The organism is Cryobacterium sandaracinum (assembly GCF_004403415.1).
GTDB classification, from domain to species: Bacteria; Actinomycetota; Actinomycetes; order Actinomycetales; family Microbacteriaceae; genus Cryobacterium; species Cryobacterium sandaracinum.
The window spans coordinates 1-15120 of record NZ_SOGO01000037.1 but is presented as its reverse complement, the minus strand read 5'-3'; the positions used below and the strand labels follow the sequence as shown (position 1 = coordinate 15120).

The window sequence follows — 15120 nt, the reverse complement described above, 5'->3', positions numbered from 1 at the left end:
AGGGGCGCATCGTGACGACCCTGATCCAGAACGGCACCGTGGTCAGCGCGACCGGCCGGGTGCAGGCGGATGTCCTCATCGACGGCGAGATCATCGTCGCCGTGCTGGCACCTGGCTCGGCTCTCCTCGGGAATGACCTCGCCGCATCCGTCGACCGTGTGATCGACGCCACCGGCAAGTACGTGATCCCCGGCGGCGTCGACGCGCACACGCATATGCAGTTGCCGTTCGGCGGCACCGCGGCCAGCGACACCTTCGAGACCGGCACCCGGGCCGCGGCCTGGGGCGGCACCACCACCATCGTCGACTTCGCAGTGCAGAGCTACGGCCAGCGGGTCTTCGACGGTTTGGCGGCCTGGCACGAGAAGGCGGCCGGAAACTGCGCCATCGACTACGGGTTCCACCAGATCATCGGCGACCTCAACGAGGACTCGCTGCAGGCGATGGACGGGCTGCTGGACGAGGGCATCTCCAGCTTCAAACTGTTCATGGCCTATCCCGGCGTCTTCTACTCGGATGACGCGCAGGTGCTGCGCGCCATGCAGAAGTCCGCCGAGACCGGGCTGATGACCATGATGCACGCCGAGAACGGCCCGGCCATCGACGTGCTCGTCACGCAGCTGCTCGCAGAGGGCAAGACCGACCCCTACTACCACGGTGTCGCGCGCGCCTGGCAGCTGGAGGAGGAGGCCACGCACCGAGCGATCATGCTCGCGAACCTCACCGGGGCGCCGCTCTACGTGGTGCACGTGAGCGCCAAGCAGGCCGTGGAGCAGATCGCCGCCGCCCGGGACCACGGCCAGAACGTGTTCGGTGAGACCTGCCCGCAATACCTCTACCTGTCGCTCGAGGAGAATCTCGGGGCACCGGGGTTCGAGGGCGCGAAGTGGGTCTGTTCTACGCCGCTGCGCTCGAAGGCCGAGGGCCACCAGGACCACCTGTGGCAGAGCCTACGCACCAACGACATCCAGATGGTCTCCACCGACCACTGCCCGTTCTGCATGAAGGGGCAGAAAGAGCTGGGCCTCGGCGACTTCTCGAAGATCCCGAACGGCATCGGCTCGGTCGAGCACCGCCTGGACCTGCTCTACCAGGGCGTCGTCAACGGCCGCATCTCGCTCGAACGCTGGGTGGAGATCACCGCAACAACCCCGGCACGGATGTTCGGGCTGTACGGCAAAAAGGGGGTCATCCAGCCGGGCGCCGACGGCGACATCGTGATCTACGACCCGAACGGCCACACCTCGATCGGCCTGCCCGTCAACGGGAATGGCAAGACCCACCACATGAACATGGACCACTCCGCCTGGGAAGGCTACGAGATCGACGGTCACGTCGACACCGTTCTGTCCCGCGGCAAGGTCATCATCGACGACAGCTCCTATCTCGGCTCCAAGGGTGACGGCCGGTTCGTCAAGCGCGGCCTGAGCCAGTACCTGATCTAGACGGGACCCCAGATGGACTTCGGAGCAGTGCTGCAGACCAACCCCCCATCCGCCCGTACCGTGCAATTGGCCAAACTGGCCGAGGCGCACGGCTTCAGCCACGTCTGGACGTTCGACTCGCATCTGCTCTGGCAGGAGCCCTACGTCATCTACAGCCGCATCCTCGCGGAGACGGACAGGATCATCGTCGGACCCATGGTCACCAACCCGGGCACCCGCGACTGGACGGTCACGGCCTCCACCTACGCGACGCTGAACGAGATGTACGGCAACCGCACCATCTGCGGCATCGGCCGCGGGGATTCGGCGGTGCGGGTCATCAACGGAACTCCCACCACCCTGAAGACGCTGCGCGAGTCGGTGCACGTGATCCGGGAACTCGCGAACTCCCGGTCGGTCGAATACAACGGCGCGACCCTGCAGTTTCCGTGGAGCCGCGGCTCCACCCTTGACGTGTGGGTGGCGGCCTACGGGCCCCTCGCGCTCAAGCTCGCGGGCGAGGTCGGCGACGGTTTCATCCTGCAGATGGCCGACCTCGACGTGGCCGAGTGGATGATCAAGACCGTGCGGGAGGCCGCGGCGAAATCCGGCCGCGACCCGATGGCGGTCAAGTTCTGCGTGGCCGCGCCCATGTACATCGGCGACAATTGGGGCCACATGCGCAACCAGTGCCGCTGGTTCGGCGGCATGGTCGGCAATCACGTGGCCGACATCGTCGCCAAGTACGGCACCGAATCTCATGTGCCGAAGGCCCTCACCGACTACATCATTGGCCGGCAGGATTACGACTACAACGAGCACGGCCGTGCCGGAAACGCGCACGCCGAGTTCGTGCCCGACGAGATCGTCGACCGGTTCTGTCTGCTCGGCACCGCGAAGGACCACATCGAAAAGCTCGAGGCCCTGCGCGCCATCGGCGTCGACCAGTTCGCCGGCTACCTGCAGCACGACAACAAGGAAGAGACGATGCGCGTCTACGGGGAGACCGTGATCCCGGCGATGACCGAGCCCATCGTGGCAAAGAAATGACCCGATTCAGGTGAATGGTGCAGACTTCAAGCCGATCGAGGTCACACTGAGGGAGGGCGATCCACGGCCTCACCATCTCAACGCAGAGAGAAAGAACCCGATATCTGTGAATGACATCACTTACCCAAGCGCCACGGCCAGCCGCAACGAGCTCGCCTACGACCTTGACCGGGCGCACGTCTTCCACTCCTGGTCGGCCCAGGGTGCCCTCAAGCCGCTGGTGATCGCCGGCGGGCAGGGCTCCCGGGTCTGGGATTATGACGGGCGCAGCTATCTGGACTTCTCCAGCCAGCTCGTCAACGTGAACATCGGCCACCAGCATCCGGCCGTCACCGCGGCCATCATCGAGCAGGCCGGTCGGCTCGCCACGGTGGCGCCCTCCACGGCGACCCTGACCCGCGGCGAGGCCGCCCAGCGCATCGTCGAACGGGCGCCTGAGGGCTTCAACAAGGTCTTCTTCACCAACGGCGGGGCGGATGCGATAGAGAACGCGATCCGCATGGCGCGCCTGCACACGGGCCGCGACAAGGTGCTCTCTACCTACCGCTCGTACCACGGCAACACGGGCGCGGCCATCGTCGCGACCGGCGACTGGCGCCGCATCCCGAATGAGTTCGCCCGCGGGCACGCGCACTTCTTCGGCCCCTACCTCTACCGCAGCGAGTTCTGGGCGACCAGCCCCGAGCAGGAGTCGGAGCGGGCCCTGCGCCACCTCGAGCACGTGATCCAGAGTGAGGGACCCGCGGGCATCGCGGCCGTGCTGCTGGAATCCATCCCCGGCACCGCCGGCGTGCTCGTGCCGCCGCCCGGCTACCTCGCCGGCGTGCGGGCCCTCTGCGACCGGTACGGCATCATGCTGATCCTCGACGAGGTGATGGCCGGCTTCGGCCGCACCGGCAACTGGTTCGCGTTCGACGGCTTCGACGTGGTGCCGGACCTGATCACTTTCGCGAAGGGCGTCAACTCCGGTTATGTGCCCACCGGCGGTGTGATCATCTCCGACCCCATCGCCCACGACTTCGACACCACGGTCTATCCCGGTGGCCTCACCTACAGCGGACATCCGCTGGCGATGGCGTCGATCGTGGCGGCCCTGGACGCCATGAAGAACGAGGGCATCGTGGAGAACGCCGCCCGGATCGGGCGCGACGTGCTCGCCCCCGGGCTCGCCGAGCTGCAGGCTAAGCACCCGATCATCGGAGAGGTGCGCGGGGTCGGCGTGTTCTGGGCGATGGAACTCGTCTCCGACCGGGAGACCCGCCAGCCGCTCAGCGGCGCCGTGATGGGCCGGATCAAATCGGAGCTGCTGGCCCGCAACCTGCTGCCGTTCCTGGCCGAGAACCGCATCCACGTGGTGCCGCCCTGCGTCGTCACGGACGCCGAGGTCGCCGAGGCGCTCACTATCTACGACGAGGTCCTCAGCCTCGACCGGCTTGTCTGACGCCCCGCGCACCCTCACCCCGACTCGATGAAGAGAATGAAGAGAGACGAACGCCCATGACCGAACTGCCCCTCATCACCCACTGGGTCGACGGGGCTCCCCTCCGGGGAGCCTCGACCCGCACCGCGCCCGTCTTCAACCCCGCCCTCGGCGCCGTCGCGAAGAACGTAATCCTGGCCAGTGCCACCGACGTCGACACCGCCGTCGCCTCCGCCCACGCTGCCTATCCGCTCTGGCGCGACACATCCCAAGCCAAGCGCCAGGGCGTGATGTTCAACTTCCGCGAACTGCTGAACGCGCGCAAAGGCGAGCTGGCCGACATCCTCACCGCCGAACACGGCAAGGTGACCTCGGATGCGCTCGGCGAGATCGCGCGCGGCCTCGAGGTCGTCGAGTTCGCGCTCGGCATGCCGCACCTGAGCAAGGGCGAGTACTCCGAGAACGTGTCCACGGGCGTCGACGTCTACACGCTGCGCCAGCCGCTCGGCGTGGTGGGCATCATCAGCCCGTTCAACTTCCCAGCTATGGTGCCCCTCTGGTTCTTCCCGATCGCCATCGCGGCCGGCAACACGGTCGTGCTCAAACCGAGCGAGAAAGACCCGTCCGCGTCGAACTGGATGGCTGCCCTGATGACCGAGGCCGGCCTGCCCGCCGGTGTGCTCAACGTCCTGCACGGCGACAAGGAAGCCGTCGACGCCCTGCTCGTGCACCCCGACGTGCAGGCGATCTCGTTCGTCGGCTCCACGCCGATCGCGCAGTACATCTACGAGACGGCCGCCCACCACGGCAAGCGCGTGCAGGCCCTCGGCGGCGCGAAGAACCACATGCTCGTGCTGCCGGACGCAGACCTGGACCTGGCCGCGGATGCCGCGGTCAACGCCGGCTTCGGCTCGGCCGGTGAGCGCTGCATGGCGATCAGCGTGGTGGTGGCCGTGGAACCGGTCGCTGACGACCTGGTCGCGAAGATCACCGCGCGGCTGAAGAGCCTCAAGGTGGGCGACGGCATGCGCGGATGCGACATGGGACCTCTGATCACGAAGGTACACCGCGACAAGGTGGCGTCCTACATCGACCTCGCCCAGACCGACGGAGCCGAGGTCGTCGTGGACGGCCGCGGTATCGAGGTGGACGGTGACGCGAGCGGATTCTGGCTCGGCCCGACCCTCTTCGACAAGGTCAGCACGGACTCGGACGTCTACCTCGACGAGATCTTCGGCCCGGTGCTCTCCATCGTGCGGGTCGCCAGCTACGCCGAGGGACTCGACCTGATCAACCGCAGCCGCTACGGCAACGGCACGGCCATCTTCACCAACGACGGCGGTGCGGCCAGGCGGTTCCAGAACGAGGTGCAGGTCGGTATGGTTGGCATCAACGTGCCGATCCCGGTGCCCGTGGCCTACCACTCGTTCGGCGGTTGGAAGGACTCCCTGTTCGGCGACGCCAAGGCCTACGGCCCGGCCGGGATCGCCTTCTACACCCGAGAGAAGGCCATCACGAGCCGGTGGCTGGACCCGAGCCACGGCGGTATCAACCTGGGCTTCCCACAGAACGCCTAGGGGATGAGGGCGTGCTTGGCCTGCACGCGGGCGGCCTCGGTGCGGAGCACCTCCAGAACGGTGCGCACGGCGAGGCGCTCGGCCCGATCGGGGCGCATCAGCGCCACGATTTGCCGTTCGGCGTCCACCCCGCGGAGCGGCTTGAGCACGAGGCGGCCCGGCTGGTCGCCGCCCCAGGTGTACCGGGGGACCAGAGCGATGCCGAGGCCTGCCACGACGAACGCTTCGATCACCCGCAGGTCGGCGAACTGCTGGGCGACGGTGATCTGACTGCCTGCCTTCTGCTCGATCTGGTGCAGGATGCGCTCGAACGGGTAGCCGGTCGGCGCGCCGATCCAGGTCTCGCCGATCACGTCCGCCGGGGTGATCCACGACCGGGAGGCCAGCCGGTGGTCGGCCGGCAGCCCGACGTCGAGTGGCTCTGTCATCAGCGGTACCACCGTCAGTCCGCGCCCGCCCCATGGAAGCTGGCCGCGCAGGCTGTAGGCGAGCACGATGTCGTACTCCGCCGTGAGCGCGGGGAAGTCGCTCAGTTCCGGGTCCTTGTCGGTGCAGTTGACGATGAGTCCGGGCACGGCGGCGATGCTTCTCACCGCTCCCGGCAGCAGCATCTCGCCCGCGGTCGGAAAGGTGACCAGGCTCACCTCGCCCGTGGCGTCGTTGCGGAACTCGTCCCAGACCGCCCGGGCGCGGGCGAGGGCGACCGCGACATCCGTCGCGCTGCGGGCCAGAGCGCGGCCGGCATCCGTCAGAATGAGGCCGCGACCGCTGCGCTCGGTGAGCGGAAGGCCGGCCTCGCGTTCGAGCACTTTCAGCTGCTGCGAGACAGCGGATGGCGTGCGGTGCGTGGCGCGGGCAACCTCAGTGATGCTGTGGCGCTCGGCCAGTTCGCGGAGAAGTTCGAGTCGTTGGACATCCATGTAGTAACGCTACACACTCCGTGCAGAACTATGTGATTGTGCTGCAAAGTCAAAGATGATGAAATAAATACGTCGAACTCGAGCAATGGTGCCTCCGTCTCCCCGATACTCAACCCCATTTCCCGAAAGGTACGACCGTGTTTGTTCTTCTCGCCGTTCTCGTTCTCATCGTCATCTCCTCCGTCGTTGCCGTCGTCGTCGACGTGCACAAGGACGGATTCCGCCGCGTTCCCGAGCGCAAGCTCGTTCGTATCTTCTAGAGCAACGCCTGCTTCAGGTTCACCGACCGGGCGATGGCCTAAAGTTGGTCCTGTGACGGACACACGCCAGCAGCTCATCGCCCACATCTCGGCCGAGGCCGTTTTCCGCGGGGATTTCACCTTGACCAGCGGCAAGAAGGCGACGTATTACGTCGACCTGCGCAAGGTCAGCCTCGACCATCGCGTCGCCCCACTGATCGGCCAGGTCATGCTCGACCTGATCGCGCACATTCCGGATGTCACCGCGGTCGGCGGCATGACCATGGGTGCCGACCCGGTGGCGGCGGCCATCCTGCACCAGGGCGTGGCACGCGGAGCCGCGTACGACGCCTTCGTCGTGCGCAAGGAGCCCAAGGACCACGGCCGGGGCAAGCAGGTCGAAGGACCCGATCTCGCCGGCAAGCGCGTCGTCGTGCTCGAAGACACGTCCACCACGGGCGGTTCGCCCCTGGCGGCGATCGACGCGCTCCTCAAGGTCGGTGCGATCATCGCCGCCGTCGCCGTCGTGGTCGACCGGAACACGGGCGCGCGCGAAGTGATCGAAGCCGCGGGCTACCCCTATTACGCCGCGATCGGCCTTGAGGACCTGGGGCTGAACTAGTGCCCACAAATGAGGTGCCCGGCGAGGACGGAATGAAGTGGCTGGCATCTCAGCTCGGTGACGGCGCGCGCCCGGCCCTGCCGGACGAATATTCGCCCCGCCAGTCGCCGCGGTGGCCGAGAACCTCCCGCATTGTTCCACCGGCACCCGCCGAGCCGACGACCCATACCGGCGTCTTCCTCTGGGGGCTCAAGCCGACCTCCCAGCCTGACCCTCGACTCGCCAAGGGTGCCGCGGCTCGGGCCGCCGCTGCTGCGGCTGGCGCTGCTGGTCCCGCTCCGGCGCCTCCTGCCGCTCCTGTGCCTTCGTCGGGAGCGACGCCTTCGGCTGGAGCGACGCCTTCGGCTGGAGCGACGCCTTCGGCTGCGGGGCCAGCGAATGTGACCGGATCCGTGCCGATCACGACCGCGGCCCTGTTCGTCCTGACGCCCGCAAACCCGGCGCGTGCTGCTTCTGCAGTCGATGGGGCTGCTTCCGGGGCTGCTTCCTCTGCTGAGTCGGCTGCCGTCGCGGCGGCTGCGGCCGCGTCCTCGTCTGCGGCCGCGTTTTCCGAGCTCCAGCCGGCCGCGTTCGCGCCCTCGGCCGCTGTCAGGTCGGCGGCTTCGTCCGCCGCGCTCACGGATGACTCGGCTTCGGAACTGACGCCGGCCGAAACACGCTCGGCCTCAGCTTCGGGGCCCGCCCCGTGGGCGCCCGACGCGTCGGCACCGGCCCCTCTTCCACCTGTCGAGGCTCCCGCGCCTCTGCCGATGCTCGGCGGGAACGGGCCGGACGAGTCTGACCGGAGCGGCAGCATCCGTTCGGAGAAAGCCGATCTCGCACCGGCGCCGTGGTGGACCACCTTCACGCAGTCGCCGCTCGAGCTGACCGCTGAGGAGGTCGCGGCCGCCGATCTGCTGGCCGGGCGCACGCCGCCTGCTCCCGACCCCGAGCCGGCCGCGCTGCCGGCTCCGGTCTCCGCCCGCGGCCGTCTGCGCGCACGACTGGCCGCGTCACTGTCGACTCCGGTCCCTCTCGCGGGCCAGGCCCGCGACGCCGCCGGGATCGCTGGAGCCGGGGCCCGAGTTGTGGCGGGAGCCGCGGCCGTTGTTGCCGCCCCAGGTGCCCCGTTAGCCGCGGCAGCCATCCCGGCGCCGGAGGCAGCCTTCACCGCACCGGATGCCCGTGCAGGTACACGGCTGGCCGAGACGGCGGCGCAGGCCTCGGCCGCGACCCGCTCCGCGCCCACCGCCGCCCCGACTCCACCTTCACTGGCCGCAACGCCGGCCCACCTGTCCACCACGTCCGCGTCCGCCGCGCCCGCGTCCGCCGTCACTGCTTCCCCCGAACCTGCACCAGCCGGGGCTGGGGCCGGTATCCACGCCGGTGCGAGTGCTGCTGCTGCCACAACTCCGCGGCCCGCGTCGGGTACGACCAATATGTTCGGTGCGGCATCCCCGCGCCCCGCGTCGGGTACGAACTCCTCGTCGGGCGTGGCCACTCCGGTCGCAGCGAACGGCCGGCGTTCCGCAGTGGACGCGGCGCCGTCCGGCGCCGTTGCCGATGCCGCGCGGCTGGCCTCGGCCGGTCGCCCGCCCGGAGGCAGCCGCCCCGGCAGGCCCCGGCTTCTGATCTGGAGCGTCGGCGGCCTGGTGGTCGTGCTCGCGCTGGCGGCACTGTTCTTCCTCGGGCAGAGCCTGGTCGGCGGCGACGCTGCCCCCGTTGCGGTGGCCACGTCCAGCGCTACACCTGCCCCGAGCGCCACCCCGAGTGTGGCGCCGTCGGCGCCGCCCGAGGCCACCGGCCCGCAGCCGGTCGGCGTGCACCAGTGGGACACCCTGTTCGGCGGCGAATGCCTGCAGCCGTACGTGACACCCTGGGAAGAGGAATTCACGGTCGCCGACTGTGCCACCCCGCATGCGGCTCAGCTCGTGTACCGCGGAGTGTTCGCCGGGGATGCCGCCACAGCCTTCCCTGGCGAGGCCGAGCTGGCCGGGCAGATCAACCTGCTCTGCAGCGCGACCGGCGTCATCGACCTGGCCGCGGCCTCGGCCTACGGCGACGTGCAGGTGCAGGGTAGTTACCCGATCACCGAGGAACAGTGGTCCGATGGCGGCCGCTCCTACTACTGCTTCGTGAGCCGGGCCTCCGGCGAGCCGATGAACGCGAGCATCGCGGGCCCCGGACCGGTACCCGCCGCATAAGCGTTCCGGAGCATCCGTCACCGACGTCTGCCGCCTGGCTGTCTGGCTGCCTGGCTGCCTTGTAGCGCAGCGGAACCCCAGCCGTGCAACCGGGATCCGCCGTCGCCGCCCATGCCCGATGATCGAACGAATTCGACGGAGATTTTGCCGAAAATGGTCAGTTCTGGGTCGCAACCGGGGTGGTGGCGCAAAATCTCCGTCGAATTCGTCAGGGCCTGGCGGGAGGGAGAGCGGGAGCAGGAGCGGCGGGCGCGGCGGTAGAAGTGCTGAGGCGATGGGTGCGGCAGAGCGCGGCTGCGATGGGAGCGGCGGAACCTAGATCGCGTCGGACTCCACGGGCTCCTTGGAGACCAGCTCGTGCACGCCGGAGAGGATCTCGTCCGGGCGGAACGGGTAGCGGTGCACCTCAGCGTCGTCACTGATGCCGCTCATCACGAGAATGGTGTGCAGCCCGGCCTCGATCCCGGCGATGATGTCGGTGTCCATCCGATCACCGATCATGGCCGTGTTCTCCGAGTGCGCGCCGATCTTGTTCATCGCTGAGCGGAACATCATCGGGTTCGGCTTGCCCACCACATAGGGCTCCATGCCGGTGGCCTTGGTGATCAGGGCCGAGATTGCACCCGTGGCGGGCAGGGGGCCGTCCGCACTGGGGCCGGTCGCATCCGGGTTCGTCGAAATGAAGCGGGCACCGTTCAAGAGCAGACGGATGGCCTTGGTGATGGCCTCGAACGAGTAGTTGCGGGTTTCGCCGACCACCACGTAGTCCGGGTTCGTCTCGGTCATGATGAAACCCGCCTCGTGCAGGGCGGTCGTGAGTCCGACCTCGCCGATCACGAAGGCGGTGCCGCCGGGCGCCTGGGAGCGGAGGAAGTCTGCCGTCGCCAGCGCGGAGGTCCAGATGCGGTCTTCGGGCACGTTCAGGCCCGAGGCGCGCAGGCGGGCACTGAGGTCCCGGGGGGTGAAGATCGAGTTGTTCGTGAGCACCAAGAACGGCGTGCCGGCGTCGCTCCACTGCTGCAGCAGCTGCGCCGCGCCCGGCAACGGGCTGTTTTCATGCACGAGCACGCCATCCATATCGGTGAGCCAGCATTCGATGTCTTCGCGGCGTGTCATTGGGTGCTCCCTTGGTTCGGGGATAAGCCTAGCGGCGCGAGGTTTCCGGACGGTTACGAGGTGAGCCAGATCGATCGGGCCGCCGCAGACGACAGCCGACAGATGCCGCCGCCCGGCAGCCGCACCACGCCGGGTTCGAGAACGGTGAGCCGGATTCCCGGGCCGACCCGGTGCACGGCAAGGTCGCGCAGGATGTCCGGGTCGCGGTCACTGATGCGCACGACCGCCCCGACGTGGCCGGGTGCGGCCTCCGCCAGCAGGATGGCGTCCGGCCGGGTCAGGCTGCCGTCCTCGGCCGGGATCGGGTCCCCGTGCGGGTCGGCCGACGGATGCCCGAGCCGATCGTCGATCGCCGCCAGCAGCCGGTCCGAGATCGAGTGCTCGAGCACCTCCGCCTCGTCGTGCACCTCGTGCCAGTCGTAGCCCATTTCCCGCACGAGCCAGGTCTCGATCAACCGGTGCCGGCGCACCACCGCGGTCGCCCGCAGGAAACCGGTCCGGCTCAGGGTGAGCGGCCCGTAGGGGACGTGCTCGATCAGGCCGCCGGCGGCGAGCTTCTTCACCATCTCGGTGACCGATGACGGCGCCACCCCCAGCCGCGCGGCCAGCACCGAAGGCGTGATCGGGTTCGGCTGCCATTCGGTGTGCGCGTAGATGGTCTTGAGGTAGTCCTCGGCCGCGGGTGTGGGGTGTTTCATCACGCCCCTGTGAACACGAGCACGAGCAGCACCACGTTCAGGGCCACCAGGAGCAGGGCGCAGACGGCGCCGGCGACTGTCGTGTACCAGCGGTTGACATGCTCGCCGAGCACCCCGCGCTGCATGGTGAGCCAGACCAGGGGGATCAGCGCGAACGGGATGCCGAACGACAGGACGACCTGGCTGAGCACCAGGGCCTCGGTCGGGTCGAAACCCACCCCCAGGATCAGCAGCGCGGGAATGAGGGTGACCACGCGACGCGCCAGCAGCGGCACGCGCACGTGCAACAGGCCGTGCATGATCTCCGCTCCCGCGTACGCTCCGACCGAGGTGGAGGCCAGCCCGGAGGCGAGCAGCCCGACCGCGAACACCGTCGCGATCACGGGCCCGAGGGTTGCCTCGAGGGCGGCGTGGGCGCCCTCGAGCGTGTCGGTCCCGGCGACGCCCTGCAGAGCGGATGCCGCGAGCAGCAGGATCGACAGGTTCACCGTGCCGGCGATGGCCATCGCGATGGTGACGTCCCATTTGGTGGCCCAGAGCAGGCGTCGCGTTGCTGCGCCGTCCGCCACGACGGGGAATCGGTCCCGGGTGAGCGCGGAGTGGGCGTAGATGGCGTGCGGCATGATCGTCGCGCCGAGGATGGACGCGGCCAGGAGCACCGAATTCGCGCCCTCGAACCGCGGCACGAGGCCGGCGACGACGCTGCCGGCATCCGGCGGAGCGAAGAACACCCCGGCCGCGAAGCCCACGGTGATGATGAGCAGCAGCGCCACGATGACGCGTTCGAAGGTGCGCGGGCCGCGCCGGGTCTGCACCGTGAGCACGATCATCGAGATGACCCCGGTGATCACGCCGCCGGCAAGCAGGGGGAGGCCGAAGAGCAGGTTCAGGGCGACCGCGCCGCCGATGATCTCGGCCAGGTCGGTGGCCATGGCCACCAGTTCCGCCTGCACCCAGTAGAGGCGGCGGGTGAGCGGGCGCCGAATACGTACCCCGAGAATTTCCGGCAGGCTCGTGCCGGTTACGATGCCGAGCTTGGCCGAGAGGTACTGGATCAGCCAGGCCATCACGTTGCCGGCCACGACCACCCAGACCAGCAGGTAGCCGTAGCGAGCACCGGCCGTCATATTGCTGGCGACGTTGCCGGGGTCGAGGTAGGCCACGCCCGCGACGAGGGCAGGGCCGAGCAACCAGAGCAGGTGAGAGGATGCCACGGTGGCGATCTCAGGGACCGGTCCCCTCGCATCCGTGCGCACGTTGTTTTTAGCCACACCGAAAGGATAGGGCAGATTTAGGCATGCCGAAAGATCAGTGCCTGCGTGGGCGGCCCGGCACACCAACGTTTCGGCGCGGTCATAAGTTTTAGTAGCTAAGCAGAGGGAGGAAACGGGTTCACGGTCGGTGGGGCCGAGGCCTACGTGCGGCGGGCCATCTTCAGCGGCTACCTCGACGAGGGCCGGAAACGCACCCCTGTGGAGCCGGATCGCCCACCGGGCCGCGCTGTCCGCAGCGCTCGCCGGGCCGCTCGCCGCCGGAACCACCGACCAAGCCACCCACCCGATCCCGCCCCGACCGGCCCGCGCTCCCGCCGGGGGAGTACCAGATCTCGGCGGCGATCGACCCGTTCACGGATGCCGGCGCCGGCCGGTCTGACGCTGCGCTGACCCTGTGCCGAGACGCGGCCGCCTCTGAACTGGGCGGTTACTCCTCGCGCAGGTCCTCGGGAATCGTGGCGACGGGGACCGGGGCCTTGCCGCGGGTGCGCTTCTTCTCGCGGCCGGCCTTGTAGAGCTCGGACAGGATCGGTACGCCCGAGAGCAGCACGATGCCGATGATGAAGAATTCGGAGTACGTCGCCACGAACTCGATCTGGCCGAGCAGGTAGCCCATCAGGGTGCTTCCGACACCCCAGGCGAAGGCGCCGATCAGGTTGAAGAACACGAAGGTGCGGTAGTGCATCCGTCCCACACCGGCGGCGAGAGGCACGAAGGCGCGGAACACGGGCAGGAAGCGGGCGATGATGATGGCCTTGCCGCCGTGCTTGGCGAAGAACGCGTTGGTGCGTTCCACGTTCTTCGGGTTGAACAGGCGGTTCTGCTCGCGGGTGAAGACGGCGGGGCCGGACTTGCGGCCGATTAAATAGGCGACCTGGTCACCGGCGAACGCGGCGATGAAGATGACGAGGCAGGTCACCCAGATCGGAAAGGGCACATCCCCGGTGGCGGTGAGCAGGCCCACGGTGAAGAGCAGCGAGTCGCCGGGCAGGAACGACAAGACGATGAAAGCCGTCTCGACGAACACGATGGTGGCCACGCCGAGGAGCACGAACGAACCGAACCAGCCGATCAGCCACTCCGAGTCGAGAAAGTCGATACCGAAGAGCGTGGGATGCATGGTGATGGTTCCTTCCGGGCGGGGTGCGAGCCGGCGAAACGCGAACCCTGCAAGTCAGAATACCCGACGGCATGCCCGGCATGCCCGGCATGCCCGGCATGCCCGGCACGCCCGGCGGTGCCCGGCGGGATACGTTGGATCGGTGCAAGAATCGCAGAACCCCACGCCCGAACTGTCCACCCACGGCGTCGGACCCTGGGCCGGAGAGTGGCCCGAGGAGTCGTTCTACGACCGCGAGCTGCTCGAGCGCGGCGACACGCGCAACGTGATCGACCGCTACCGCTACTGGAGTATGGCGGCGATCGTCGCCGACCTCGACGAGAAGCGGCATCCGTTTCACGTCGCCATCGAGAACTGGCAGCACGACATGAACATCGGCTCGATCGTGCGCAGCGCCAACGCGTTCGCCGCCGACACGGTGCACATCATCGGGCGCAAGCGGTGGAACAAGCGCGGGGCCATGGTCACCGACCGGTACCAGCACGTGCGGCACCACCCGGATGTCGCGTCCTTCGTCGAGTGGGCCGCCGCCGAGACCTTGCCGATCATCGCCATCGACAACGTGCCCGGCAGCGTGATCATCGAAACCTTCCGCTTCCCCGAGCGCTGCGTGCTCCTGTTCGGGCAGGAGGGTCCCGGCCTCTCTCCCGAAGCGATCGAGGCAGCGGATGCCGTCGTCGAGATCAGCCAGTTCGGCTCCACCCGCTCGCTCAACGCGTCGGCCGCCGCGGCTGTCACCATGCACAACTGGGTGTTGCAGCACCGGTTCTGAGCGGGCGTTTCACCACCCCGATCCCTCCACAATCAGGGCCTGATCGGGTTATCCACAGGGTGCGTGTAGGTGGGCGGATTCCGCGGGTAATGTCGGTGGGTGCCCGTAGCGTGTGTGTCATGAAGCCCTCATTTATCGAAGACTAAGAGGCTCTCGGGGAGCATTTCGAGGCGATCGCGGAGGCCGAATTGGCCATCGCCGTGGCGTTCGCCCGGCGGGCGGAGTTGGTCGAGGCGGGCCGCCGCTTCGGGCAGGCCCGGGCGAACGCGGCGGCGCGGCTGCCGGGGTCCCGGTGGGACGCGGCCGAGGTCGCCGAGCGGGAGTTCGTCAGCGAACTGGCCTGCACGATCCGGGTGCCGCGCCGCACGGCCGAGAACCTGATCGCGGAGAGCCGCGCCTTGGCCGGCGAGCTCCCGGCCACCCGGGCCGCCCTCGAGGCCGGCGAGGTCAGTTACCAGCACGCGAAGGTGGTGATCAATCAGGCCTGGTCGGTTCCCGACGAGGCCAAGGCGGCGTTCGAGGTGGAGGTTCTGCGGTCGGCGGGCACGGTGACGGCGTCGAAGCTGAAGTATCGGGCCCGGCTGCTCCGGGAGCGCCTGCATCCGGAGACGATCCGGGCCCGGCACCAGAAGTCCGTGCGCGACCGGGCCGTGTTCTTCGAGCCCGAGCCCGATGGTATGGCGTCGCTGACCCTGTACGACAGTG

14 protein-coding genes are annotated in these 15120 nt (G+C 68.4%); 9 read left to right on the top strand and 5 right to left on the bottom strand.

All coding sequences use genetic code 11. The features are described 5' to 3' along the window. Positions 1-8 precede the first annotated feature (8 nt). The 4 genes from hydA (at position 9) to E3T25_RS13390 (ending at position 5471) form a co-directional block, all read left to right on the top strand. Positions 9-1445 carry a dihydropyrimidinase gene (gene hydA, locus E3T25_RS13405; RefSeq protein WP_104100111.1) on the top strand — a complete coding sequence of 479 codons (1437 nt, stop codon included), beginning with the start codon at positions 9-11 and terminating at the stop codon, positions 1443-1445. A 12-nt stretch (positions 1446-1457) separates the two neighbouring features. Further along, entirely contained in the window at positions 1458-2474 is a 1017-nt protein-coding gene (locus E3T25_RS13400; protein WP_104170668.1) for a TIGR03842 family LLM class F420-dependent oxidoreductase, read from the top strand. 106 nt (positions 2475-2580) lie between these two features. Then, positions 2581-3915, top strand: a complete 1335-nt coding sequence (locus E3T25_RS13395) for an aspartate aminotransferase family protein (RefSeq protein ID WP_241980882.1) — start codon at positions 2581-2583, stop codon at positions 3913-3915. Between the two features lie 56 nt (positions 3916-3971). Next, positions 3972-5471: a CoA-acylating methylmalonate-semialdehyde dehydrogenase gene (locus tag E3T25_RS13390; RefSeq protein ID WP_134343165.1), complete on the top strand. Its 1500-nt coding sequence runs from the start codon at positions 3972-3974 to the stop codon at positions 5469-5471. On the opposite strand, the gene E3T25_RS13385 is transcribed toward E3T25_RS13390, so the two are convergent. Next, on the bottom strand, positions 5468-6391 hold the full coding sequence (locus E3T25_RS13385; RefSeq protein WP_104100094.1) for a LysR family transcriptional regulator: 924 nt from the start codon (positions 6389-6391) through the stop codon (positions 5468-5470). The two genes, E3T25_RS13390 and E3T25_RS13385, sit on opposite strands and share 4 nt — an antisense overlap. A 137-nt stretch (positions 6392-6528) precedes the next feature. Between E3T25_RS13385 and E3T25_RS17715 the strand changes: the two genes are divergently transcribed. The 3 genes from E3T25_RS17715 (at position 6529) to E3T25_RS16890 (ending at position 9435) form a co-directional block, all read left to right on the top strand. Continuing rightward, positions 6529-6651, top strand: coding sequence for a hypothetical protein (locus E3T25_RS17715; protein ID WP_255408580.1), 123 nt, complete (start codon positions 6529-6531; stop codon positions 6649-6651). 52 nt (positions 6652-6703) lie between these two features. Continuing rightward, complete coding sequence (gene pyrE / locus E3T25_RS13380; protein ID WP_104100095.1) at positions 6704-7252, top strand: orotate phosphoribosyltransferase; 549 nt, start codon at positions 6704-6706, stop codon at positions 7250-7252. Positions 7253-8001: 749 nt separating this feature from the next. After that, a complete protein-coding gene (locus E3T25_RS16890; protein ID WP_166786017.1) occupies positions 8002-9435 on the top strand; it encodes a hypothetical protein in 1434 nt (477 codons plus the stop codon). A gap of 315 nt (positions 9436-9750) precedes the next feature. Here the strand turns inward: E3T25_RS16890 and E3T25_RS13365 are convergent, their stop codons facing one another. From E3T25_RS13365 to E3T25_RS13350, 4 genes are all read right to left on the bottom strand, one after another. Then, entirely contained in the window at positions 9751-10551 is an 801-nt protein-coding gene (locus tag E3T25_RS13365; RefSeq protein ID WP_104100098.1) for an HAD-IIA family hydrolase, read from the bottom strand. 53 nt (positions 10552-10604) lie between these two features. Then, positions 10605-11249, bottom strand: a complete 645-nt coding sequence (locus E3T25_RS13360; protein WP_134374776.1) for a metal-dependent transcriptional regulator — start codon at positions 11247-11249, stop codon at positions 10605-10607. Then, complete coding sequence (locus E3T25_RS13355) at positions 11249-12472, bottom strand: Nramp family divalent metal transporter (RefSeq protein WP_104100114.1); 1224 nt, start codon at positions 12470-12472, stop codon at positions 11249-11251. Before E3T25_RS13355 ends, E3T25_RS13360 begins: the two co-directional genes overlap by 1 nt. A gap of 478 nt (positions 12473-12950) precedes the next feature. Beyond that, the gene (locus E3T25_RS13350) at positions 12951-13643 is read right to left on the bottom strand and encodes a DedA family protein (RefSeq protein ID WP_134374774.1); all 693 of its coding nucleotides are present in this window, start codon (positions 13641-13643) and stop codon (positions 12951-12953) included. A gap of 142 nt (positions 13644-13785) precedes the next feature. On the opposite strand from E3T25_RS13350, the gene E3T25_RS13345 reads away from it, so the two are divergent. Together E3T25_RS13345 and E3T25_RS13340 are read left to right on the top strand one after the other, a co-directional pair. After that, entirely contained in the window at positions 13786-14415 is a 630-nt protein-coding gene (locus E3T25_RS13345) for a TrmH family RNA methyltransferase (RefSeq protein ID WP_134374772.1), read from the top strand. Positions 14416-14603: 188 nt separating this feature from the next. Continuing rightward, positions 14604-15120, top strand: a 517-nt coding sequence (locus E3T25_RS13340; protein ID WP_134374770.1) for a DUF222 domain-containing protein, incomplete at its 3' end; no start/stop codon positions are given.

What these genes read in the sequence shown, in the direction of transcription:
- E3T25_RS13390 (WP_134343165.1), top strand. Translation starts at nt 3,972, where the DNA reads ATGACCGAACTGCCCCTCATCACCCACTGGGTCGACGGGGCTCCCCTC.
- E3T25_RS13360 (WP_134374776.1), bottom strand. Translation starts at nt 11,249, where the DNA reads ATGAAACACCCCACACCCGCGGCCGAGGACTACCTCAAGACCATCTAC.
- E3T25_RS13400 (WP_104170668.1), top strand. Translation starts at nt 1,458, where the DNA reads ATGGACTTCGGAGCAGTGCTGCAGACCAACCCCCCATCCGCCCGTACC.
- E3T25_RS13365 (WP_104100098.1), bottom strand. Translation starts at nt 10,551, where the DNA reads ATGACACGCCGCGAAGACATCGAATGCTGGCTCACCGATATGGATGGC.
- E3T25_RS13385 (WP_104100094.1), bottom strand. Translation starts at nt 6,391, where the DNA reads ATGGATGTCCAACGACTCGAACTTCTCCGCGAACTGGCCGAGCGCCAC.
- E3T25_RS16890 (WP_166786017.1), top strand. Translation starts at nt 8,002, where the DNA reads ATGCTCGGCGGGAACGGGCCGGACGAGTCTGACCGGAGCGGCAGCATC.
- E3T25_RS13350 (WP_134374774.1), bottom strand. Translation starts at nt 13,643, where the DNA reads ATGCATCCCACGCTCTTCGGTATCGACTTTCTCGACTCGGAGTGGCTG.